Raw genomic sequence first — 23,981 nt, 5'->3', positions numbered from 1 at the left:
GTTTGGTAGCGTTATTTTCAAACTATTATTAAGTTATTGGTCTTTTTTAATTGTTTTTGCAATAATGATCCCTATGTTGAGGTTATTCCACTATAGTATAGGATTAAATTTTTTAATTTTGATATATTGCCAGCTTTTATTCGTTGCAAGTATCTGTTTTTATTATTTAATTTTTTATTCTTTAAGTCGACTTGTTAGGTTAAATTTTTTTAATATAAATAATGGGTTATTAGTGTTGTTTCTTTTCCTTTATTATTTCTCTTTCGTTTTAGAATTGACATGAAATTTCAGACATTTAATATGATTATTGATCATGTCTTAGTGGTTAAGTTCATGCTTATTTTAAGTATTTTAATTGCTCTTTGTGCTATGTATCCATTATCTACACACAAGATTGATAATGATATATATACTACTAATGATTTTATATTTTAAAATTGCCTTTTAATATGAAAATGAATAAATTAAATTTAATTATACTCGGAACTATTAGGAGTAAATTAACTATAAGGCTTTTAGGTGTAGTATTTTTAGTCTTTGTATTATCCCTTTTTGATACTAAAAATATCCTCATTTCATTGACTACACTTGCATACATATATCCTATTATTTCATTTTCATCTATTAGATATTTTAATACAACTGTATCATATCGCAAAATGAATTCTTTTTTTGGGATAACTTCTTTAAAAGAATCTTTTATTACAACATTTATGAATTTAATAATCAATTTCCCACTTGTAATCACATCATTGATGTTATCAGGTGATTTCGTAAAAAGTCTCTATTATGGTGTCATTTTATTTGAAGCAGGGCTGATAATGAGTATTATATTTCCGAAAAATAAGAGTTCTTTAAATGAGTTCTCTGCTTCTGTACTATGTATTGTAATGGCTGTAGGACTTTACCTAATTTCAAATAGTGTGCTTATTTTTGTCTCTGTATATTTGTTGCTATTCTCAGTTAAATATTATTTGTTGGAAAGGAGTTATTTAGATGAGACTGCCTAGGTGGATATTTTTAGGTACAATTTTATATTTAGTTGCTTTTTAATTGATTATATAACGACTCTTTTTTCTATTGATGAGACTGGCGTATATATGTCAAAATTAGGGCTGAAAATTGATATGACAATTAATAAAGAAGAATTGTATACGAATTTTTCATTTACATCTCAAATTTTAATTATATATATGATATATTCTTTTTATTATTGCGCTATTTGCTATTATAAAGTCTAAAAAAACAACGAAATAAAGTATGGAAAACATGATTTTATTTATAAAAGGGTTTATCCTTTTTTATCTTATATTGATGAGTGTGCTTATAATCCATGAAGCTATTCATTTGTTGTTGATAAAAAAATTTCAAAAGAAGATATTAGGGCTGAAGCTTAATATATTTGGAGCTAGTGTTTCATACCTAAATGATAAAAAATATCTTCATATTTTTGTCATTTCAGTAGCACCTAATATTATTTTACCGATTAGTGGTGGGCTCTTATTATACTATGATATCAGTATATACTGGAATGCATTTGCATTTATTTGTATATTAAACCTTGTGAATTTGTTCCCTTTTACTGCTGATGGATCCATAATATTATATTCCATAATGAAGATGCTGAAAAAATGAAGGATTATTATGAATAAATAAAATAAAAAACTGAACATGAGTACTTCATGTCCAGTTTTTTATTAATGAACACCTTTCATCGCTTTCTTAATCACCGGTGTAAACAGAAGCATGACAACACATAAAATGATGGCGATGAGGCCAATAATCCCGAAATAGACGGTTTCTGGCACTTTATCAAACAGTTTGACCACCTGTGCATTGATCGCCTGTGCCATCGCATTTGAAAGGAACCAAAGGCTCATGGTTTGCGCTGAGAAAGCAGCAGGTGCCAGTTTTGTTGTAGCTGAAAGTCCAACCGGTGATAGGCAAAGCTCTCCGATCACGACAAGGAAGAAGCTTAGAACAAGCCATATTGGGCTTACAAGTGTATTTGGACCAGACATGTATGCAGGAATGATCATGATGATGAAGGATAACCCTGCAAACAGTAGACCAAGTGAGAACTTAACCGGGGTAGACGGCTGTTTCTTACCGAGTCTGACCCATAACCAAGCAAATACTGGTGACAGCAGCACAATAAAGATCGGGTTCAAGGATTGGAACCACGAAGAGGCTAGTGTCATTCCAAGGAAATTCAGATTGGTTCGTTGGTCTGCATATGTGGCTAAAATGTTTGAGCCTTGTTCTTGAATCGCCCAGAACATGACCGCAGCTAAGAATAATGGAATATAAGCGAGTACCCTGGATTGCTCCACTGCGCTCGTTTTTTTACTAAAATACATCACAATAAAATAAACAATCGGAATGAGGACACCAAGGACACTGACAAACCAAGTGAATAGATTAATGGTGAGTGCTCCTGTTTGGATGCCAATGACAGCAAAAACAACGAGAACAATCACAATCAATGTTCCGAAAATTTTGAAGTTCTTGCGTTCAGCAGCTGTTAGTGGATTTGTCACATAAGTGCCGGCAAGCCCAAGATTCGGCTTTTTCGTGATCACAAACGTAATGAGTCCAATAAGCATACCAACGGCAGCAAGTGAGAAACCAAGATGGAAATTCACTTTTTGACCGAGTGTTCCGACAATTAATGGGGCAATAAAACCACCCATGTTGATCCCCATGTAGAAAATACTAAAACCAGAATCTCTGCGAGGGTCCGTTTTTGTATACAGGTCACCGACAATGTTTGAAACGTTCGGCTTTAGAAGACCTGTCCCAATAATAATCAGCCCCATACTAATAAAGAGTGCTGTGACTCCGCTTGGCAGTGCCAAAATCACATGACCAAGCATAATGAAAACCCCGCCATAAAAGACCGTACTAGATGAACCGAATACCCGGTCGGCGAGCCATCCGCCAATAATTCCTGACATGTAGACAAGGGCACCGTAAACAGACATGATCGAATTGGCTGTCGTCTGGTCAAAGCCAAGACCGCCTTTTGTCACCTCTGTGTACATATAATAGATGAGAAGTGCACGCATGCCATAATAAGAAAAACGCTCCCAAAATTCAGTGAAAAACAGTGTGTAAAGTCCTTTAGGGTGTCCAAAAAAACCTTTTTGTGGAACACTTTTAACAATTTTATCGTGGTCAATTGTAGACATGGCATAGATCCTTTCTTAAAAAAAGAGATATGAGAAAAATGATATTCTTGTATAGTTCTTGTGTCAATATAAAACTATTCTAAAACAGGAAAATGTTAGTTCAATAGGCGAAAAGACTCAAAAAAATTTAAAAAATTCAATCAAATAAAAATCATCGAAAAATTATTCCGAAAGAATTTATCTAAAATTTTAAGTAATGTACAAGCAAACCTTTTTCACATGCATAGGATGACGAGAGAACATGTGGGAAAAGGAGGGGTTTGGTTGGGGGAATTGAATGAATCTGATCTGAAGAAGCCCATTGTCAATGTATTAGACTTTGGCGTGATTGCAGACGGGAAAACGGACTGTACGGTGAAGCTGAACGAATGCCTAGAATGGACAAAAGCACAAGGCTACTCCCACGTCTGGCTGCCGAGTGGTACGTATGTAATAGATGCGGTGTACAGAGGTGATCCATTTTTTCCTTTTCGGAATGCCGGCATACGGGTGCCTAGCCATATTTGTATTGATATGGCATCAGATGCCGTGATCAAAGTAAAACCAAATGATTCATGGGGATATGCGGCATTTTATATAGGAAAAGTTCAGCATGTGACCATTCGAGGCGGACGGATTGAAGGAGACCGGGATACGCATGTGTACAAGTCACTCCCTTCTGAAAGAAAAACCCATGAATGGGGTTTTGGTGTGTGTATCGAAGGTGCTTCCCATGTGAATGTGCATCATGTACAGATTCAAAATTGTACGGGAGACGGCATCATTGTCAGTCCGCACGGTTTATTGACCCATATTGAATCGTACTCGCCTGCTTCGTCTATTCATATTTCTGGCTGCACCATTACGGATTCAAGGCGGAACAATATTTCCATTACAGGCTGTGACGGGGTCATTGTTGAGGATTGTTTAATTGAAAGAGCAGGGGTCAACGGGGTCGAGCCAAAAATGGGGATTGATATTGAAGGATATGGAGAAAATGCGACCAATCTGGAGGAACCGCTGAATATTCAAATCCGAAACAACATTGTGAGAGGCGGGGCAGCAAGCGCCATTTATAACTTCAACGGCTATGGTGTGATCATTGAAGGCAATCAAACGGACAGCAGTATCTCCTATGGCTTCGCCACTGAAACGATCATCGCAAATAATTTGATTCGTGCAGTGGGAGGGGGCGTGACAAAAGCAGGGATTACGAGCTTAGGTGTCTCGCTTGATCAAACGGAAAACAATGTCATTATTATTGGCAATATGATTGAAGGGTTTGAAAAGGGCATTGACGTAAGGGGAGACAGCGTGCACATCACAGGGAATAAAATCAGTCTTTTCGAAGATGCGGCTGTGTCCGTATATATGGCGAATCGTATTTTAATAGAAGGAAATCATATTGAGTCAGGGACAAACACACGGCTCAGAAGTGCATCGCTTCGTATTTATCAATCAGATAGCATTGTCTTTTCAAACAATACCATCTACTCTGTCATCGATGCAGCAATTGTCAGAGGAACAAATATCCTGATTCGACATAATCAATTCAAGGAATTCAGCAGAGGGATATGGGTGCAGGGTGGAGAAGCGGGGATTAACGGCAATCACTTTATTCAAGAAGGAGTATCAGAGCTTACGTCTTCTTATACGATCAGTGTCACAGGAAATGCAAAGGCTCTCATTTGGCGGAATCGCTTTAAACAGTATCAAAACTACGCCGTATACAGCAACACCACAGGACCTTTAGAAATTAAAGATAATTCCTTTGAAGAAACATCCTTATATGTGGTGATGTATATTAAAAACGGTTCACCCCAAATCGGAGATAACCGCTTTTATTTAAATCGTTCCATCGGACAGCCGACAGCGATTTTTCTGGACCAGACCGTCTCAGCACGAGTGCTGAGGAATAATATCATCAATTTCTCGCCTCAAAAAGCGATTGCCTTCCGCACCATGTCTTCCACTCATTCGGTGATTGCCCATAACGTGCTGGAGCGCAGTCAATGGATGACACACAACACAGACCGGCTCATCGGAAATATTGAAATCGACCCACCGTAAACGCCCTGTGAAATCCCTTTTTTTGGAGGTTTAGAAGGCGGTTGACAATCATGTGAAAAGGGCATATAGTAATAATTATTTTTCATTTTTCACAACATTTGCCCTTTTTTTATGGATAAAACCGATTAATTCAATCAGAAAAATGTATCTTCTGATGGTTTCAGTTTGATACAGTAGGATATAGAAAGGATGAAGAACAAGTGTCACAGCCAAAACGGAAGCTCAAGCTAGGCGTATTCATCGCAGGAACTGGGCATCATGTCGCCTCTTGGAGACATCCGAATGCAGTACCAGATGCAGCCATGAACCTTGATTACTTTAAACAATTAGCGAAAAAGGCAGAGGAAGGAAAGCTGGATTTGCTCTTTTTAGCCGACAGCTTATCCATTAATCATACCTCTCATCCGAATGTATTGACAAGATTTGAACCGCTCACACTGCTTTCTTCCATTGCAGAGTCTACCTCTACAATCGGCTTAGCAGCAACAGCATCGACTACATACAGTGAGCCATTCCATATTGCGAGACAGTTTGCTTCACTCGATCATTTATCGAGCGGCAGAGCGGCATGGAATGTGGTCACATCTTCTATTGAAGAAACAGCGAAAAATTTTAGCGGAGAAGAGCATTTAGCGCATCACAAACGATATGAGCGGGCAGAGGAATTCGTAGATGTCGTTAAAGGTCTTTGGGATTCTTGGGAAGAAGGCGCACTTGTGAGAAACCAAGAAACGGGAGAATTCTTTGATCCTAGTAAGCTCCATGAGTTGCATCACAAAGGTGAGTTCTTCTCTGTTCGAGGGCCGCTCAACGTATCACGTACGCCGCAAGGGCAGCCGGTGATCATTCAAGCAGGATCTTCCGAAGATGGTCAAAAGCTCGCAGCTAAAACGGCTGAGCTCATTTTTACGGCACAAAACGATCTTGCCAAAGCGAAGGAATTTTATCAAAGCTTGAAGGGGAAAGTAGAGGCAGCTGGACGTGCTAGAGAGGATGTCAGCATCATGCCGGGCATCTTCCCAATCATTGCCGATACAGAGGAAGAAGCAAAAGCAAAGTATGAAGAATTACAAGAGCTGATTGTTCCAGAGATTGGCCTTAGTATTTTACAAAACTATTTAGGTGGAATTGATCTGACGCAGTACCCATTAGACGGGCCGCTTCCAGAGATTGATCCAAGCATGTCCAATGCGGTGAAAAGCCGTTTTGATCTTGTCATGAATATGGCGAGAAAGGACAACCTGACCATTCGCCAGCTCTACCAATCTGTTGCCGGCTCTCGCGGTCATCATATTTTCATTGGAACACCTGAACAGCTGGCAGATGTAATGGAAACATGGCTCACTGAGGAAGCAGCAGATGGCTTTAACGTCATGCGGCCATTATTGCCAGAAGGACTCGATGTATTCGTAGATCGCGTCGTTCCGATCCTTCAGGAAAGAGGCTTGTTCAAAACAGAATACACAGGACAAACCTTACGAGAAAATCTCGGATTAAAACAGCCAAAAAATCGTTACACGACATAAGGGTGAGGTGACTAACGTTGGGATACACGTTTCGTCTGGCAACTGAGGAAGATATAGAGGCGCTGCTTGAACTGACAATAAGAGCCTACGAGCCGATTCGTGAGCTCGGCATCCAGTTCCAAGCAGCACATGCAGATTTCGCTCTCGTTCAGAAAAATGTACAAAAGAACCTTTGCTATGTGTTAGAAGAAAACGGAGAGCTTCTATCCACATTAACACTCCGTATGCCTTGGGGTGAACAGCCAGGACCGTTCGGCGTTCCACACATTTGGTGGTTTGCCTCAGAACCATCGGCGAAAAAAGGGACAGGCTCTGCTTTACTTGAGTGGGTTGAAACCGAAGTGCTGAGGGATACACTGAAGGTACCGTATGTGTCTCTCGGTACAGCTGATAAGCATCCGTGGCTTATGGATATGTATCAGCGCAAAGGCTACGTCAAAGCAGGTGAAAAGGATTTAGGCAAAGGTCATATCACCATTTATTTCAAAAAACAATTAAGATCAGATATTACACAACCATAAAAGGAAAGAAGGGTTTACGAACATGAAAAACAAAAAGTGGCTCGTTGTTTTATTTGCGGCAATGCTGGCGGTGTTAGCAGCTTGCGGCGGGGGCAAGCAGAGTGAAGGCAAAGACGATAAAGTACTGAAAGTAGGCGCTACAGGCCAAAGCTATCCATTCGCTTATAAAGAAAACGGCAAACTAGTAGGGTTTGATGTCGAAGTCACAGAAGCTATTGCGAAAAAGCTAGGCTACAAACTAGACTGGCAGCTGAGTGAATTCAGCGGACTGATGGGACAGCTGACATCTGGTAAGCTGGATACAGTATCAAACCAAGTAGCGATCACAGATGAGCGTAAACAAACGTTCAACTTTACAGATACGTATGCGTACGCAGGAACTCAAATCATCGTGAAAAAAGACAACAATGACATTAAAGGGCTTGACGACTTAAAAGGAAAAACAGTTGCGGCTGTTCTTGGCTCAAACCATGCCAAAAATCTAGAGAGCAAAGACCCAGACAAGAAAATCAAGATCAAAACATATGAAACACAAGACGGCGTATTAAATGAAGTGGCAAATGGCCGTGTAGATGCGTACGTCAACGGACGCAGTGTATTATTGGCTCAAATTGAAAAAACAGGTCTTCCACTGAAAATCGTAGGCAATCCAATTGTTTATGAAGAAGTGGGCTACCCATTTGCCAAAGATAAAAAGCATGACAAGCTAAGAGAAGAATTCAATAAAGTGATCAAAGAATTAAGAGAAGACGGGACACTTAAGAAATTGTCTGAGAAATATTTCAAAGACGATGTGACAGTGCCAATTAAAAAATAAAGACAGCGGCGGTGAACAGCAGACATGAATCACATTGATTGGCAGTATATGGTGACGGTTTTTCCGACCTTGATTCAATACTTGCCGATAACGATCTTCATGGCGATTGTCTCCATGGTATTTGCCATTATCATTGGTGTGGTATTCGCGCTCATTACAAAGAACCGGATACCTGTCCTATACCAATTTGCCAAGCTGTATATTTCTTTCTTCAGAGCGGTTCCAACTTTGGTTCAGCTCTTTCTCATTTATTTTGGTCTTCCGCAGCTATTCCCTGCGATGACCTCAATGGATGCCTTAACAGCGGTCATTATCGGATTAAGTATTAAAAACTCAGCGTACTTAGCAGAAATTTTCAGAGCGGCACTTAACTCTGTGGATGAAGGGCAGCTTGAAGCCTGCTTATCTGTCGGCATGACAAGATGGCAGTCTTACGTGCGAATTATTTTCCCGCAGGCAGTCAGAAATGCGATTCCAGCGACGGGGAATACCTTTATCGGTCTTTTAAAAGAAACATCTCTTGCCTTTACCATTGGGGTGGCAGAAATGTTTGCACAAGGGAAGATGATTGCATCAGCCAACTATAAATACTTTGAAACGTATTTAGCGGTTGGGATTGTGTATTGGGTGCTGACCATTATTTATAGCTCCCTGCAAGACCTATTTGAACGAAAAATCAGCAAACCTTACCGGAATTAAGGAGGTGTGGACATGATCAAGCTCACCAATTTGAAAAAATCATTCGGCGATCTTGTTGTGTTAGACGGAATCAATCTCGATGTACAAAAAGGGCAGGTTGTGGCCATTATCGGACCTTCTGGCTCCGGTAAATCAACATTGCTGCGCTGCTTAAATTTATTAGAGACGCCAGATGAAGGTATGATTGAAATTGGCGATGCAAAGCTGAATGCGGCCAAATATACACGCAAAGAAGCGCATCACCTGCGTCAACAAACAGCTATGGTGTTCCAAAACTATAATTTATTCAAAAATAAAACAGCTCTTCAAAACATTACAGAGTCACTGCTTGTGACGAAGAAAATGACGAAACAGCAGGCAAATGAGATCGGTATGGAGCTATTAAAGCAGGTAGGTCTAGAACAAAAAGCTGACAGCTACCCAGTCACGTTATCTGGCGGCCAGCAGCAGCGGATTGGGATTGCCCGTGCGTTAGCGGTCGATCCACATGCCATTTTGCTGGATGAACCGACGTCAGCCCTAGATCCAGAGCTCGTCTCAGGCGTGCTTCAAGTCATTAAATCCATTGCCATTCAAGAAACGACCATGATCATCGTGACACACGAAATGGCGTTTGCAAGAGAAGTGGCGGACCATGTGATTTTTATGGCTGATGGTCATATTATCGAGCAGGGGACACCAACAGAGCTATTTGATGAAACGAAGAATGAACGAACAAAACGATTTATCCAAAAAGAAGCAGCGGCTGAAGAAGCATAAGCTGCTTTTTATTCTTAAAAGGGGTGAAAATGCAGTGAAATCAATCGAAAAGAAAGACTTAAACAAACGTTTGATGAACATTCGCCGATCGCTTCATGAACATCCAGAATTGTCATTTGAAGAATATGAAACGACCAAAAAACTGCGCCGCTGGTTAGAAGAAGAAGGAATGACGGTTCTCGATATCCCTGCCCTTCAAACAGGGGTTGTCTGCGACATCAAAGGAGAACAAGAGGGGCCAACGATTGTCCTTAGAGCGGATATTGATGCACTTCCGATTAACGAAGCATCTGGCGAACCATTTTCTTCAAAGATACCCGGAAAAATGCATGCATGCGGTCACGATTTTCATACGGCTTCGATTTTTGGTGCGGCGGTCTTATTAAACGAACGTAAGCACGAAATAAAGGGAACGGTCCGCATTTTGTTCCAGCCGGCTGAGGAAGTCGCTCAAGGGGCCAAACACGTCATAGAGGCAGGCGTTTTAGATGGGGTGGATGCGATATTCGGTATGCACAATAAACCCGATCTGCCAGTCGGCACCATTGGCATCAGAGAAAAGGCGTTAATGGCGAGTGTCGATCGGTTTGAAATTGATATTCAAGGAACGGGTGGTCATGCGGGGATTCCAAATCACACGGTCGACCCGATTGCCATCAGCGGACAGATCACAAGCGCCCTTCAGCAAATTGTCAGCCGCCGCATTAGTTCTTTGCATCATGCGGTTGTCAGTATCACACGTATTCAAGGCGGCACATCATGGAATGTAATACCTGATCGTGTCGAGATGGAAGGAACCGTGCGAACGTTTGAGCCGGAAGTAAGAGCAATGATTCCAGACCTCATGAAACAAATCGTCAGTGGAATTGCCGAAGGGTTTGGAGCAAAGGCAGAAGTGAGATGGCATCCGTATTTGCCTTCTGTCATGAATGATGAACGCCTGACAAAGGTTGTAGAAGAAACGGCTGGTGCGCTTGATCTGACAGTCGTTCAGGCAGAGCAGTCACCAGGCGGGGAAGACTTTGCCCTTTACCAGGAGCGCATTCCAGGCTTTTTTGTATGGATGGGGACAAGCGGTACAGAGGAGTGGCACCACCCTGCCTTTACGTTAAATGAAGACGCACTTCCAGTCGCCGCCGCTTTCTTTGCGGAGCTTGCAGTTCGGGCATTGGAGTCACGATCATGGAACTAACCAAACAATTGGCAGAGTCTGTACTGTCTGCTCATCCACTTCAAGATCAGCGGGCGGTAGAAATGGCTCGAAATGGTCTATTAGATGCTGCGGCGGCAGCGCTTGCCGCGAAAGAGGATGAAGGAATTCAAAAGCTCATGGCACTTGTGGAACAAGAAGGCGGAGCAGCTCAAATTCCCGTCATTGGACAAGGGAAGAAGGTCAGCCGCCAAGCAGCAGCCATGCTAAACGGCTACCTGATTCACGCCCTTGATTATGATGATGTGCATTCAGATGTGAGAGGACATCCAAGTGCGGTCATCATCCCTGCCTTGCTTTCCCAGCTAACAGACGGGGAGGCATATGGTGACCGATTTTTAAGTGCCTACATCACAGGTGTTGAAGTGATGGCAAGGCTTGGGGAATCCATTGGTAAGGCGCATTATGAGCGGGGCTGGCACAATACGGGGACTCTCGGAGCCATTGCAGCAGTCTGTGCCATTGGTCATTTGAAACAAGTTTCACAGAAAGAGCTTGCGAAAGCGATCGGCTTTGCTGGTGCGCAATCAGCAGGAATGCGCAAGCAATTTGGCACTGACATGAAGCCATTACAAGCCGGCCTAGCCGCTAAAACAGCCGTATGGTCCATGGATTTAGCTTGTTCAGGTTTTGGCGGGAGTGAATCGGTTCTGGATGGAGAGCTTGGCTTCTTTTCTCTCTATGGAGATCAGAAACTAGCGGAAAGACGTTTGCTAGAGGGCTATGGTGCGGCGTGGCGTATTGTTTCGCCAGGTCTATGGTTCAAAGTGTATCCGTTCTGTTCAGCGGCGCATCATGCTGCCGATGCAATCCTATCCTTATTAAAAGAGCATACTTTCTCACTGGAGCAGGTGAAACAAGTAGATGTCATATTCCCGCCAGGCGGAGATGCAGCGCTAATTGAGAGGACACCTTTGACGGGTGAAGAAGGACGATTTAGTGTCGAATACGTCATCGCACTAGCGGTGTTTGGACAACCTTTATCACTGGATGCCTTTACGAAAAAAGCCATTTCACCAGAGATGCGGGCATGGATGAAGCGGGTAAATAGAGTGTATGATCAAACGACAGAACCCCATCCAGACGCAGTGCCAAAAGGACGCTTTACGATTGTGAAGCTCACCTTATTTGATGGCACGACCATCAGCAAACGGGTCGATATCCCGCGGGGAGCACCAGGACATGCGCTATCGACAGAAGACATTATACAAAAATTAAACAGTGTCACGGACGCATCTTATGCACGGCAGATTTTACATGTCATTGAAGAGGATAATGAAATCTTCTATTTGCATCTTTTGTCGTTGTAAGAAAGAAAAAAGGGGACTGACCCCCGTTTTTGAGACAGGGATCAAAACACCTTTACGAAACAGCCAGTTGCCGATAGTTTATCGGTGATTGGTTGTTTAGTTTCGTTTGAATACGAATGTTGTTATAATAATAAATGTATTCTTTGACAGTGCGTTCTACAATGGTGTTCGTAGTTCGATCAATCCTGTTAAGATAGAACGTTTCAGACTTTAGTGAGGAATGAAACGATTCGATGGAGGCATTATCAGCGGGCGTCCCTTTACGGGACATGCTCCTGGTAATGCCTTTTTCCTTTATCTCCTTTTGATAAGCATAAGAAGTGTAGACCGAACCTTGATCACTATGAAGTACGCAGCCTTTAGGCAGTGTCTTTAACTGCTTCAATGTATCTAAAACAAGAGAAACATCCTGTTTATCACCAATCGTATAAGCCACAATCTCACTTGTATATAAATCTTTTATGCTGGATAGATAAAGCATTTTTTGCCCAAATGGCAAATACGTGATATCTGTCACCAGTTTTTCAAGTGGCTTGGTCGCAGAAAAATCTCGTTTTAAGTGATTTTCTGCAATGTAATAGGGTTGACCGGTCTGTTTACGCTTTTTCACTTTCACACGACACTGCAAACCGTAGGTTTGCATCATTCGTTGTACTCTCTTATGGTTGATCTTCATTTCTTTGCGTAGAAGAGCCGTTATTTTACGATACCTATACGTATACTTGTGCAACTTACAAAGTGTTGAAATAAGCTTGATTAACCCATGTTGCTTTGAGTGATGATGATCTTGTTTTTTCCAACGATAAAATGTTGATTTAGCCACTTCAAATAGCAGACAGAATTCACTGACACTCACTTTATCTTTTACCGTTTCGTAGATCGACACGAGTGCTTCTTTTTCCACCACCTTTCCCATTCTCGGTACTTTTTTAATATGTCTATTTGTTGATTTAGATAGCGATTTTCTGTTTTCAATCTCTCGTTTTCATCTTGGTATTCAGGTCCTTTACCGTATGAATACTGCTTTCCAACAGGTTGATGAAACCGGTGGGTTTCACCATTGTGATACCATTTCATCCAAGTTTTCACTTGTGTTTTATTCTTAATTCCTAGCTTGTCCATGATTTCTTTTGTTGAGACTCCTGCCAACTTCATCTGAACCGCCTCTTCTTTTACACTTGCGGGGTAACTGACTCTTGTTCCCATACAAAAAACACCTCCAAATTGTTTTCAGGTATGATATACCCGATTTTCAACTTAAAGGTGTTTTTATTTGTCTCACTTTATGGGGTCAGTCCCGTTTGATATGGTCCCCTCTAAGTAGACAGTGTGAAAAATCCAAGAACATATCTTGGCTGTATCACTATACTTGGAGGGGATTTTTTATGGCGAGAAAAGGACAACAATTTCAACACGATTCCAAAGAATGTAAGGTTTGAAGGGCAGTCATTCCCAAAGGGGAAACTGCCTGGATAATGCCTGTATTGAATCATTTTTCTCCCATCTCAAAACAGAGACACTTACTTTTCTTCGTCTCAAACGGAAGAAGAGCTTCATAAAAGCATAGAAGATTACATTCAATTCTATAATCACGATTGATTCAAGAAAAAATTAAACCAGTGTGCTCCGGTAGAATACCGTCACACACTGGCAGCTTAGGCTTTTTATATTTGTCTACTTGACAGGGGTAAGACCAGATTTAATGATTATTCAGCAAATGAGTCAATGCCTTCTATGATTTCGCAAAGAAGATATTCAAAGAAGTGGTCTTTGGCATAAATCGTATTTTTTTCATAGGGGGACCAATTAAGAACTGGGCACTCGCCATCTTTCATTTGGTTTGTGTCAAGCACCATCATATAAGGACCGTGATTGACTATAACCACATAGCCATTAGGAAGTCCTTGCTCTTGAAAAGTGCGAGTGGTTTCAATAACAGTTGATTCTTCAATTTCGCCCGGCGATCCACCTTCAATCCATATACCTAAAATACCGCCAGTTCCAAATTGTTTGATATACCATTTGTAACTCTCAGGGAGCTTTACATTTAATTCTCTTTCTATATAAGAGACTTCCTCATCAGTCAAACTGCCATAAATTACACTATCTTCATCTTGATATTTTTTAAAGTAATTTAGAATCATATCTTCAACCAACATTGTGTTTCCTCTTTCTATAATTTATTTAAAATCTCTTGGGCTCTAGATTTCCAATAATTCTTTTTGAAATTATTGTATTGTTTTTCTAAAATGGGGTTATTTCGAAAACTTTGGCCAGTCTTAATGATGCCATGGAGTTCCTTTTTAAATTTAGTATGTTTATTTTGAGAAAGTTCAATCATTGCCCCAGGTTCTTTTTGAATAGAGTGATGTAATTCAATCATACTTCCATCTTTATCATAAGGTGAGTAGCCACCTTTTGCAAGTTCAAGGTTTGTTTTTCCGCGTCCTTTTTTAGGCTTATAATTCCAGTCAATATTATTCATTCTATAGACTCTTCTATCAATTTTTTTCACTTTTTTAGCGACTGTTACAGTCCCTTTAACTTCATAAGCTGTATATCTATTTCCTGTTTTTTCTAACCAAGTTAAATTTTCTTTTTTTGATGTGAATTTTGGTTTTTTGGAACTTTGTAGCAATTTTCTCTGTGCAGAATTTACTACTTTACCTGTACGACCCATCGGCCCCATGATAATTGCAGCAGAATTAAGAGCTATGTCTGTATTAGTTAGGGAAGTTCCGTTTAGTGTTTTACCAGATAAGATCTCACTTAGGGCCAATATATCACCAGTTCCCGGAGCGACGTAGGCTACATTTGTGATAAAGTTTTCCATTAAACCACTATACATTTTACCTGCATTAGCTACCCCACTTGTAGAAGCGGATAAATGAATTTCAGAAGTGTAAATATTAGCTTTGACATTTTGGAGTTGAATTAATTTAGGGTTAATATCGAGTTTTGGATTCTTTAATCTATTGATATGTTTCTGCATTTGCTTAATATCTTTTTCAGCAGCTTTATTAGCAATATTCAATTGATTTGTAGCCGAATCGAGACCATTATGAATGCTTGTCATAGAACTTATAATTTGTTTGTTAGCTTGAGCTATAAGTCTGTTATTCGCTGTCATATCTTTATTCAATTGTTTAGTCATGCGATTTGCTGAATTTACACTTTTCATAACTTCTATATAATTTTGATCAGTTTCTTTCTTAATTTCAGCCATACGTTTTCCAAAGTTATCAATTAATCTATTATACCCTTCAACTGTTTTCACAGTACCTTTAATTAACTTAATAATATCTTTGTATATAGATAATAATTTTTTATAAGCAACTTCCCCTTCTTTTTTTATTTGTGCGATTTTTTTCTTTGAATTTTTTTCTTGTTCTTCATAAGCTTTTTTAAACCATTTTTTAAAAAGTGGGTTTTCAATTATTTCCATACTATCTTCAAGTTTCTTAATATCTTTAGAATCTACTTTATATAGTTTTGCTATCTTAATAACTAATTCTGTATCTGATGATGCGTTTGCTTTATTTTGATAAGGTTCAAATAAAGTAGAGAATGATAATACTAGTATTAGTAAAATAGGTACTAAAGTTCTTAACAAATTTTTATTTCTTTTCAAATAAAACACTCCTTAATAAGTTGTAGACTTATATTAATATAAAAAATGGTTAAAAACACCAAAAAATATAAATTTAAGGTTATTTTAAGAATGGCAGTTTCTTATACCATTTTTATAATGATAAATAAATTTATAAAAATTCATGAAATCAATTGGTTTTAATTAAAATTCAAGGGTTAAAATGTAAAATTAAGTTGCGTAAAGAGACAGTGGAGGCCTGACGACCGCATGAAGTTTTACTGACGAAGGATTTATTGGCTAAGAAGTGAAAAATGGATTATGAGAAAATAAAAAAATCACTATCTATTTATTGATAAGTTAGAAGTGTGATTAAAGGGCAACTGAGGCGAACAGCTGAAGAGAATTGTGGACTTGGATATTGAAAAATCGTTGTATCTTTAAAACGGGTACGACGATTCCAGCTAATGGTCGAGTGATGGGGAACGAGGGCATTGAGGTTTAAACCTAAAGACCATCTATACGCCATGTTATAGGAAATTTCTTTTTCAAGTTGTCTTTCAGAGCGGATACCATACAGGTATCCGATAAACATCATTTTGAACAAAATAAGTGGGTCAAGAGAAGGACGACCTTTATTCTCACTATAATACGGTTTTACTTTATCTGCGATAAATGAAAAATCAATGTACTGATCAATTTTACGAAGCAGGTGATCCTCTTCGACCAGTTGATCTAGCAATACAAATTCGGCTTCGTGCTGAGAAGAATTTCTAGTGTGGAACATGAGAAAAACACCTTCCTTTAGTATGCTTTTCTCTATTATAAAATGAGGGGATGGAAACTTTAAGGAAAAAATTAAAGCTGTCGAGATTTTCTCGACAGCCTGAGCTCATCTTTGGAGATGAGCTTTTTAAATGTCTTTATTCTTCATAAGAGTGAATACACTCTATGACGTCAAAGAAGATCTTCTCTTCGTCAGGTGAACAATTGATCTTGATCTACAACAATCACATATAAAAACGACCCTATTCTATTTTATCTTTTAGGTGTATTTTTAAAGGTATCAAATCGGAAATCGACGAATTTAGTAGTACGTTTAAAAGAATTAAATCATTGAAATGAAGGGAGAATGAAATGTTAACTATTCGTCGTATCTATCAAAAAAATTATCCTAAAGGAAAACAAGTATATTATCAATATACATCTGAAAAATACTATGAAATTCATATGGAAACCAGTCACAATGGTTGGAACATTTCCCTTACAGAAGAAGTATTTGAAGCTCCAGTTAAAAAAAATCTAAAAGAGGAGATTTTTGATCCATATAAAGAGGGTTCAGAGGTTTACGTGTCAGAGATGAACGGTGAAGAAACTGGAATTATAGTCATTCAATACATGAAATGGAATAATACATTACTCATTCATGATTTATATGTGGATAAACAATTTAAAAGAAAAGGTATTGGCAGCACTCTCATTAAAATGGCACAAAAACGAGCTCGTGAATTGAGAGTTAGAATGATTGTATTAGAAACCCAATCATCCAATTTTCCAGCTATCCAGTTTTATTTGAAAAATGGCTTTCAACTGATTGGATTCAATGTCAACTCTTATTCAAATGAAGATATAAAGAAAAAGGAAATTCGCATCGAAATGGGGTGCCTTATAGAAAATCACAAATAGCTTCTTTAGGGCACACCGCCCTCGATATGCATGTCCAGTTCCAAACTGTTTTATATATACCATTTATAACGATCAGGAAGCGTGTCATTTCATTCTTTTACTACATGGGAGACTTCTTCATCTCAAAGAACGTAAATGACACTGTCCTCATCTTAGACTATCCTCTACAATTCCTTCATTTTTCCATTCTACTATATTAAAAAAGAACAATGTGATTCCCCAAAATTTCAACTCCTTCAAAAAGTATGAAAAAAATATGACCAAAGCATGATAAGTTCATGAAATCGTATCAATCCGATTGAGATTTAAGAAGGAACATGTAAAATAAGGTTACATAAAGAAAAACAAAAGCAACAGCGGAGGCTGATGATGAAAATATTAATGATTGAAGATAACCAGAGTGTTTGTACAATGACAGATATGTTTTTTCAACGAGAAGGATTTCAAGTGGAATTCGTCCACGATGGACTAGAAGGATTGAATCGGTTTAAGCAAGAGGAGGATTGGGATCTGCTCATCCTAGATGTCATGCTCCCTTCTATGGATGGTCTTACCATTTGTCAAAAGGTGCGCAAGATCAGTGATGTTCCCATTATCATGCTGACAGCAAAGGAAACCGAATCTGATCAGGTACTTGGCTTTGATCTTGGAGCAGATGATTATGTGACGAAACCTTTTAGTCCTCTGACCTTAATGGCAAGAATCAAAGCGGTGAAAAGGCGCTTTGCTCATACATCCGTTCAAGAAGAAGCAAAAGAGGATGAACGACTGGTGACCGCACATTTTCAGTTGGATAAGAAAACGAGAGAAGTTTTTCTCGAAGGGAAGCGGATTGAGAATTTGACACCAAAAGAATACGATCTGCTGTGCTTTTTTATTCAGCATCCTCGGCAAGTGTTTTCACGGGAACAATTGCTGGAACAAATTTGGGGATATCAATTTTATGGAGATGAACGAACAGTTGACGTTCATATTAAACGGCTTCGCCAAAAAATTGGGGACGGGCCTAAGCCCTTTTTGTATACAGTATGGGGTGTAGGGTATAAGTTCGATGAAGATTAAATATTTTTACCAGCTGCTGATTAGTCACCTTGGGTTATTGCTCATTGCCATCATTATTATCAGCACCCTTTTGTCTCATTTTGTGAAGGATATTGCCTATCAAAACAGGGTAGATGAAATGAGCTCGTATGGGAATGAAATCTTGGAGAATTATAAACAGCTTCCTAAAACCGAGATGAACTTCCGTCTTCGTCCATTTGAAGATATTCTCTCGACAAGACAAATTCGCTTTTTCGTGTTTGATGAGAATGGGGATGTTTTGTCTCAGCAGCAAGGGATGCCGCCGCATGAAGCTTTGCTGACAAAAGATTTATGGGCCAAGCTTTCCAAAGGAGAGCAAATCATTGTAAAGCGGAGTGATTCACGCCGTCTTGATCAAGAAGCTTCCCTTGTGGCACTTCCTGTCATGGAGGACGGAAAGCTGAAGGGCGGGGTCGTTCTCATTGCCCCAATCCAAGGAGCGGAAGAACTGATTGCTCAGATGAATCGTTATCTGTATATCATCGTGTTTGTGGCACTGACGATTACCTTTATTCTCAGTCTGTTTCTGTCTAAATTTCACGTGAACCGGATCAAAAAATTGAGAGAGGCAACGGAGAAGATTGCGCAAGGCGATTACAACATCAACCTTGAAAACAAACACTTCGATGAAATCGGTACACTTAGTGAGGATTTCAATATGATGGCCAAACGCCTTCAACAATCAAGAGAGGAAATTGACCGGCTCGAAAAACGGAGACGACAATTTATCGCGGATGTGTCGCACGAATTAAAAACACCGCTGACCACCATTCGAGGATTGGTCGAATGGCTGAACACAGCGGATGGTGTGCCCGCAGAAGAGAAAGAGAAATGCTATGCATTAATTACAGACGAGACAAAACGAATGCTGCGCCTCGTCAATGAAAATATGGATTATGAGAAAATTAGATCGAATCAAATTACCCTTCAAAAATTTCACTATCCACTCATTGATACGTTTGAAGTGATCAAAGAGCAGCTCAACCGAATCGCAGAAGAGAAAAACAATCAGCTGATTGTAAACGTTGATCCTGAGCAAAAGGTATATGCAGATTATGACCGGCTCATTCAAATTTTAGTGAATATCACAAAGAACGCCATTCAATTTACAGAGGGCGGCCTTATTTTCTTAAGAGGGAAGCAAGGCGATGGGGAAACGATCATTGAAGTGGAAGACACGGGCATTGGCATTGCGCCAGAAGAAGTCAAACACATATGGGAACGTTTTTATAAAGCGGATATTTCGAGAACGAATACGCCTTATGGAGAATACGGACTTGGCCTGTCCATCGTGAAGCAGCTTGTGGACTTGCATGACGGACATATTGATTTAAAAAGTGAGAAACATAAGGGAACGACATTTATCATCCGTTTGCCGCTTCCACAGGAAAAGGGCTAATCTCGGGTTTAACCAGACAAACCCTCGTATTCGGTGCTGACGAATGTCAAATTCGCTCCGCTCCAGTGCTCGTTTCAAGGGTTTTCTATCACGCTGAAAAGAAGAAAAAGGGCTAATCCGAGTTTAGCCCTTTTTGGTGTATCATCATTCATTCTGTTTTTGAAAACGTCAAGCCGATGTGGGCAAGCGCCTGCGGTAAATCTTTGCGAATGGTGATGTCTTTAAATGAAATATTCGACTGAATCGCACTAAGCGCAAGGTCTTGCTTAATGCCGGTTAAAACAGCTGAAATGCCTAAAAGTCTTAACGTTTGTGCGTAGCTGACCAAATATTGAATGCTTTGTTCATTTAGCCGTTTTGTTCCCGATACATCAATGACCAAATGAGAGAGCGACAGCCTGTAGCTTTCCTGTAAAATGGTCTCTAAAATATGCTGAGCACGTGTTTCCTCGATATCTCCAAGAAGAGGAAGCACGGCGACACCGTCAACAACTGGAACAATCGGTACAGACAATTGCTGAATCTGCCGATTGGCTCGATCAAGTTCCAGGACATAACTCAATAGAGAGGCCATCGTTTCAAACATATGAACATGCTCCTCTGTAAACTGCTTCGGTCTTAAATCAAGTCCACAGATTGTTCCATAGTTCGTCCCATCTGTAAAATCAATCGGTACCCCAATAAATGAGCCGCTTTGGAGCCGATTGGTTACCTCTAAGTATTTAGAGCGCTTATCCAATCGAATATCAGGGATGACGAGTGTATCCTGATGATCGACCGCCAGCTTGCAAAATGTCTTCTCGTAAGGCAGTGTTTCTCCCTCTTCAAGAAGCTGCTCGTCATGATTCAGCACCTTCACCATTTGATTGGTGGTTTGATCATTTTTAGCAATAAACAGTGTATTCACATCAATGAATTGGCTCATCATGTTTAAAATACTTGTAGAAGCATCATGAAAATTGCGAAACTGTTTTAATAGTTGTTGACGAGGCATGGATTAGGACTCCTTGTAGCTCCGATCAAAGGCCGGAACAATAGTTGATTTGTTTCTATCATACAAAATCAAACGAGAAATAGATATACTTTAATGCGCAAATCAGTTCGAATCGCGCGAGAACAAAAAGACTGCCGATCCGGAGATCTGACAGTCTGCTAATTAAATGGAGACAGGCACAGTCGACATAGAGAAAAATTCCTCATACAAGGCTTGAACGGCTTCTTTTTCTTGAGCCGCTTTGACGCCAAACATCATGCTCACCTCTGAAGAGCCTTGATTGATCATTTCAATATTCACTTTCGCTTTTGACAGTGCTTGAGCCGCTCTTGCTGTTGTACCAACATTATGACGCATCGCTTCTCCTACGACCATAATCAGGGAGAGATTGCGTTCTAAAACGACTTCATCGGCTTCAAGCACGAGCTTCAAGCGGTCTAAAAGCTCTTGTTCAATATGCTGCTCCTCAAGCTGATCCTGTCTTAAGATAATGGTCATATCATCAATGCCTGAAGGAACGTGTTCATAAGTAAGTCCATATTCCTCTAACGTTTGCAGCACCTTACGTCCAAAACCGACTTCTCGGTTCATTAAATACTTGCTGATATAAATGCTGCAAAATCCCTTGTCTGAGGCGATTCCCACAACAGGGCCATTCGTATGATCCCGTTGATTCACAATTTTCGTGCCTTTTGCAGATGGGTTATTGGTGTTTTTAATCTGAACAGGAATGCCTGCCCGAAAGGCTGGAATGAGTGCTTCATCATGAAATACAGAAAAACCCGCATAGGACAGTTCACGCATTTCACGATACGTCAGCTCTGTAATTTCCTTTGGCTCATGAACGATCGTTGGATTGACAGCGTAGACGGCATCCACATCCGTAAAGTTTTCATACACATCTGCCTTCAGTCCGTTTGCCAAGATGGAACCAGTAATGTCTGATCCACTGCGGGAAAAAGTGACGATATCACCCGCTAGACTAAAACCGAAAAATCCAGGAAACACAATGATGCCAGAGCGTTCTCTTAATTTGTACAAATGATCATACGATTCTGGAAGGACTTGCGCTTGACCAGGTTCATCGCTTACAAATAGACCGGCTTCTTTCGGATTCACATAGTGTGCTTCGACACCTTGATGCTGAAAATACGCTGCAATCAGCTTTGCGTTATTATCTTCACCGCTTGCTTTAATCGCATCAAGATAACGTTCAGGATGAGCCGAATCAGCCTGTAATAAGGCGTCTACATCGCGGCGGATGGTATCAATAATATCATGACCTAACCCCAGCTCATCCGCAATCGACGCATACCGCTCGATGACGGCTTCCTGTAAATCATGTGCTTCACCCAAACGTAAATATTGTTCACCACAGCTAATTAATAGATCGGTGACCTTCGTATCCGTTGAATGCCGTTTTCCTGGTGCGGAAACAACGACTGCTTTTCGAGCTGGATCTGCTGTGACAATGTCAAATACCTTTTGCAGCTGCTTGCCAGAAGCAAGAGAACTGCCACCAAATTTAACGACCTTCAATGCATACATCTCCTATAGTAAAAATTTTCTCACAAATTGAATAGTTTCTATTATCAACTCTTTTCTTTAAATTATCAAGGTTTTTCTTCTCTGTAAAAACAAATGTATTTTTGGAGAGGACGATTTAAGTGTATATATGAAAAAAAAAGCCGGCGATATGCCGAGCTCTTTGTCTTTATGAAGAAGAGGAGGAAGAAGATAGCTCCTGCTTCATCATTTTGTTTTCACGTTTTTCTTTTAAGAAGAACGAGAGGACAAGTCCAATGACCGCAATAGCACCAGACACGATAAATGATGTATTCATGCCATGCACGGCTGACTTCATTGGATCGGATAATGCTGCATTTGCAGCAGAGCTGCTCATAATGGAGACAAGCACAGCCGTCCCGATAGAGCCGCCCATTTGTCTCATCGTATTATTCATCGCTGTCCCGTGCGGAATCAGGTGCGGTGGTAAAGAGTTAATCCCGGCTGTTGTCAGCGGCATCATGATCATGCCAACCCCAATTAAGCGAAGCGTGTAGGCCACGGTAATGAGGGCAATTGATGAATCAAGGCTCAGCATCATAAATGGCAGGGAAGTGACAGCTAATATCGTAAACCCACCTAGAGCCAGCCCTTTACCGCCGACTTTATCAAAAATTCGTCCGATAATCGGTGATAGGAATCCCATAAAGAGAGCCCCTGGCAATAAGATCAGCCCTGTATCAAGGGCAGATAACCCTCTGACATTCTGCGTATAGAGCGGCAGAATCGTCTCTGTTCCAATCAGTAAAGCAAAGACAAGCATACCGAGGAAAGTCGTTAAGCTGAAGATCGCAAACTTAAAGACGCCAAACTCAAGCATCGGTCTTTTCAAATTCGACTGACGCAGGATAAAGAAGAACAAGCTCACAGCGCCGACAATGAGTGAAATCAGAACGGTCGCACTCGTCCAGCCATACGTTCCGACACTAGAAAATCCGTACAGCAGCCCGCCAAATCCGAAGGAAGACAGGATGACCGATAAGACATCGATACGAGTGTCTCTTTGCTGTGTGACATTTTTCATTAAGAAGAAAGCAAGAATGAGATCAAGGATACCGATTGGAAGAACAATATAGAATAAGAACTTCCAGCTAAAGGAATCGATAATCCAGCCGCCCAGTGTTGGTCCAAGCGCCGGTGCGAATGAAATCACAAGTCCGACCATACCCATGGCCTGCCCGCGTTTTTCTTTTGGGAAAATGGTTAAAAAGATCGTTTGCATGAGCGGCAATAAAATCCCTGCACCGGCTGCCTGCACAATACGTGCTGCAAGAAGCACCGGGAAGTTCGTGGCGAACGAAGCAAGGATTGTACCTGCTGTAAAAATGCTAAGCGCCGTTAAAACTAAAGAACGGCTTGAAAATTTCTCAATTAAGAAAGCCGTAATGGGGATGAGAATCCCGTTTGTCAGCATAAAGGCTGTTGTGAGCCATTGACCTTTGCTGACATCAATATTGAATTCCTGCATGATATGCGGGATCGCTGGAATGAGCAGTGTTTGGTTAAGTATGGCGACGAATGCCCCAACGAGGAAAATCCCAACAATCACAGGTCGATTATACGATGTTGTTGATTGGTTCAT

The 23,981-nt window shown here is 40.4% G+C and carries 18 protein-coding genes and 2 pseudogenes; 12 read left to right on the top strand and 8 right to left on the bottom strand.

Annotation, left to right across the window (positions count from 1 at the left end):
* Window positions 1-1,697 precede the first annotated feature (1,697 nt).
* Complete coding sequence (locus GPA07_RS17480) at window positions 1,698-3,191, bottom strand: peptide MFS transporter (RefSeq protein ID WP_157293062.1); 1,494 nt, start codon at window positions 3,189-3,191, stop codon at window positions 1,698-1,700.
* Between the two features lie 264 nt (window positions 3,192-3,455).
* Between GPA07_RS17480 and GPA07_RS17475 the strand changes: the two genes are divergently transcribed.
* The 8 genes from GPA07_RS17475 to GPA07_RS17440 all read left to right on the top strand — a co-directional run bounded on the left by GPA07_RS17475 (window position 3,456) and on the right by GPA07_RS17440 (window position 12,082).
* Window positions 3,456-5,240 (top strand): right-handed parallel beta-helix repeat-containing protein, encoded by a 1,785-nt coding sequence (locus GPA07_RS17475; RefSeq protein WP_008357609.1) that lies wholly within the window; start codon window positions 3,456-3,458, stop codon window positions 5,238-5,240.
* Window positions 5,241-5,440: 200 nt separating this feature from the next.
* Window positions 5,441-6,766, top strand: coding sequence for an LLM class flavin-dependent oxidoreductase (locus tag GPA07_RS17470; RefSeq protein ID WP_157293061.1), 1,326 nt, complete (start codon window positions 5,441-5,443; stop codon window positions 6,764-6,766).
* 17 nt (window positions 6,767-6,783) lie between these two features.
* Window positions 6,784-7,287 (top strand): GNAT family N-acetyltransferase, encoded by a 504-nt coding sequence (locus tag GPA07_RS17465; RefSeq protein ID WP_157293060.1) that lies wholly within the window; start codon window positions 6,784-6,786, stop codon window positions 7,285-7,287.
* A 22-nt stretch (window positions 7,288-7,309) separates the two neighbouring features.
* Complete coding sequence (locus GPA07_RS17460) at window positions 7,310-8,104, top strand: amino acid ABC transporter substrate-binding protein (protein ID WP_008357604.1); 795 nt, start codon at window positions 7,310-7,312, stop codon at window positions 8,102-8,104.
* A gap of 24 nt (window positions 8,105-8,128) precedes the next feature.
* On the top strand, window positions 8,129-8,803 hold the full coding sequence (locus GPA07_RS17455; protein WP_008357602.1) for an amino acid ABC transporter permease: 675 nt from the start codon (window positions 8,129-8,131) through the stop codon (window positions 8,801-8,803).
* Window positions 8,804-8,815: 12 nt separating this feature from the next.
* Entirely contained in the window at window positions 8,816-9,562 is a 747-nt protein-coding gene (locus tag GPA07_RS17450; protein ID WP_008357600.1) for an amino acid ABC transporter ATP-binding protein, read from the top strand.
* Between the two features lie 73 nt (window positions 9,563-9,635).
* On the top strand, window positions 9,636-10,754 hold the full coding sequence (locus GPA07_RS17445; RefSeq protein WP_193352004.1) for an amidohydrolase: 1,119 nt from the start codon (window positions 9,636-9,638) through the stop codon (window positions 10,752-10,754).
* Complete coding sequence (locus GPA07_RS17440; RefSeq protein WP_008357596.1) at window positions 10,745-12,082, top strand: MmgE/PrpD family protein; 1,338 nt, start codon at window positions 10,745-10,747, stop codon at window positions 12,080-12,082. The genes GPA07_RS17445 and GPA07_RS17440 overlap by 10 nt, the downstream gene beginning before the upstream one ends.
* 52 nt (window positions 12,083-12,134) lie before the next feature.
* Here the strand turns inward: GPA07_RS17440 and GPA07_RS17435 are convergent.
* Window positions 12,135-13,288, bottom strand: a protein-coding gene (locus tag GPA07_RS17435; RefSeq protein ID WP_157293059.1) for an IS3 family transposase whose coding sequence is annotated in 2 segments (ribosomal slippage) — window positions 12,135-13,015 and window positions 13,015-13,288 — 1,155 coding nt in all. Because the reading frame shifts where the segments join, the coding sequence is not laid out codon by codon here.
* Between the two features lie 229 nt (window positions 13,289-13,517).
* On the opposite strand from GPA07_RS17435, the pseudogene GPA07_RS19175 reads away from it, so the two are divergent.
* Window positions 13,518-13,681 (top strand): annotated as a pseudogene (locus GPA07_RS19175) (IS3 family transposase); the annotation flags it as partial.
* Window positions 13,682-13,788: 107 nt separating this feature from the next.
* Here GPA07_RS19175 and GPA07_RS17430 read toward each other — a convergent pair.
* The 3 genes and pseudogenes from GPA07_RS17430 to GPA07_RS17420 form a co-directional block, all read right to left on the bottom strand.
* Window positions 13,789-14,241 (bottom strand): SMI1/KNR4 family protein, encoded by a 453-nt coding sequence (locus GPA07_RS17430; protein WP_008357011.1) that lies wholly within the window; start codon window positions 14,239-14,241, stop codon window positions 13,789-13,791.
* 14 nt (window positions 14,242-14,255) lie between these two features.
* Window positions 14,256-15,713 (bottom strand): HNH/ENDO VII family nuclease, encoded by a 1,458-nt coding sequence (locus tag GPA07_RS17425; protein WP_157293058.1) that lies wholly within the window; start codon window positions 15,711-15,713, stop codon window positions 14,256-14,258.
* Between the two features lie 379 nt (window positions 15,714-16,092).
* Window positions 16,093-16,458 (bottom strand): annotated as a pseudogene (locus tag GPA07_RS17420) (transposase); the annotation flags it as partial.
* A 350-nt stretch (window positions 16,459-16,808) separates the two neighbouring features.
* On the opposite strand from GPA07_RS17420, the gene GPA07_RS17415 reads away from it, so the two are divergent.
* From GPA07_RS17415 to GPA07_RS17405, 3 genes are all read left to right on the top strand, one after another.
* Window positions 16,809-17,357 (top strand): GNAT family N-acetyltransferase, encoded by a 549-nt coding sequence (locus GPA07_RS17415; RefSeq protein WP_071168082.1) that lies wholly within the window; start codon window positions 16,809-16,811, stop codon window positions 17,355-17,357.
* Between the two features lie 369 nt (window positions 17,358-17,726).
* On the top strand, window positions 17,727-18,419 hold the full coding sequence (locus tag GPA07_RS17410) for a response regulator transcription factor (RefSeq protein ID WP_008357026.1): 693 nt from the start codon (window positions 17,727-17,729) through the stop codon (window positions 18,417-18,419).
* Window positions 18,409-19,839, top strand: coding sequence for a sensor histidine kinase (locus GPA07_RS17405; RefSeq protein WP_008357028.1), 1,431 nt, complete (start codon window positions 18,409-18,411; stop codon window positions 19,837-19,839). The genes GPA07_RS17410 and GPA07_RS17405 overlap by 11 nt, the downstream gene beginning before the upstream one ends.
* A gap of 148 nt (window positions 19,840-19,987) precedes the next feature.
* Here the strand turns inward: GPA07_RS17405 and GPA07_RS17400 are convergent, their stop codons facing one another.
* The 3 genes from GPA07_RS17400 to GPA07_RS17390 all read right to left on the bottom strand — a co-directional run bounded on the left by GPA07_RS17400 (window position 19,988) and on the right by GPA07_RS17390 (window position 23,981).
* Window positions 19,988-20,833 carry a GAF domain-containing protein gene (locus GPA07_RS17400; RefSeq protein ID WP_008357029.1) on the bottom strand — a complete coding sequence of 282 codons (846 nt, stop codon included), beginning with the start codon at window positions 20,831-20,833 and terminating at the stop codon, window positions 19,988-19,990.
* Between the two features lie 162 nt (window positions 20,834-20,995).
* Window positions 20,996-22,372, bottom strand: coding sequence for an aspartate kinase (locus GPA07_RS17395; protein WP_008357030.1), 1,377 nt, complete (start codon window positions 22,370-22,372; stop codon window positions 20,996-20,998).
* Between the two features lie 175 nt (window positions 22,373-22,547).
* On the bottom strand, window positions 22,548-23,981 hold the full coding sequence (locus GPA07_RS17390; protein WP_008357031.1) for an MDR family MFS transporter: 1,434 nt from the start codon (window positions 23,979-23,981) through the stop codon (window positions 22,548-22,550).

Origin of the sequence: Bacillus sp. ms-22 (assembly GCF_009759805.1) — a bacterium.
Lineage (GTDB): Bacteria > Bacillota > Bacilli > Bacillales > Bacillaceae > Bacillus > Bacillus xiamenensis.
This window is presented reverse-complemented; position numbering and strand designations above follow the sequence as displayed.

Bases quoted from the DNA above. Each gene is read 5' to 3' on its own strand.
- GPA07_RS17480 (WP_157293062.1), bottom strand. From the start codon at position 3,191: ATGTCTACAATTGACCACGATAAAATTGTTAAAAGTGTTCCACAAAAA.
- GPA07_RS17460 (WP_008357604.1), top strand. From the start codon at position 7,310: ATGAAAAACAAAAAGTGGCTCGTTGTTTTATTTGCGGCAATGCTGGCG.
- GPA07_RS17455 (WP_008357602.1), top strand. From the start codon at position 8,129: ATGAATCACATTGATTGGCAGTATATGGTGACGGTTTTTCCGACCTTG.
- GPA07_RS17450 (WP_008357600.1), top strand. From the start codon at position 8,816: ATGATCAAGCTCACCAATTTGAAAAAATCATTCGGCGATCTTGTTGTG.
- GPA07_RS17445 (WP_193352004.1), top strand. From the start codon at position 9,636: ATGAACATTCGCCGATCGCTTCATGAACATCCAGAATTGTCATTTGAA.
- GPA07_RS17440 (WP_008357596.1), top strand. From the start codon at position 10,745: ATGGAACTAACCAAACAATTGGCAGAGTCTGTACTGTCTGCTCATCCA.
- GPA07_RS17430 (WP_008357011.1), bottom strand. From the start codon at position 14,241: ATGTTGGTTGAAGATATGATTCTAAATTACTTTAAAAAATATCAAGAT.
- GPA07_RS17415 (WP_071168082.1), top strand. From the start codon at position 16,809: ATGTTAACTATTCGTCGTATCTATCAAAAAAATTATCCTAAAGGAAAA.
- GPA07_RS17410 (WP_008357026.1), top strand. From the start codon at position 17,727: ATGAAAATATTAATGATTGAAGATAACCAGAGTGTTTGTACAATGACA.
- GPA07_RS17405 (WP_008357028.1), top strand. From the start codon at position 18,409: ATGAAGATTAAATATTTTTACCAGCTGCTGATTAGTCACCTTGGGTTA.
- GPA07_RS17400 (WP_008357029.1), bottom strand. From the start codon at position 20,833: ATGCCTCGTCAACAACTATTAAAACAGTTTCGCAATTTTCATGATGCT.
- GPA07_RS17390 (WP_008357031.1), bottom strand. From the start codon at position 23,981: ATGAACCAATCAACAACATCGTATAATCGACCTGTGATTGTTGGGATT.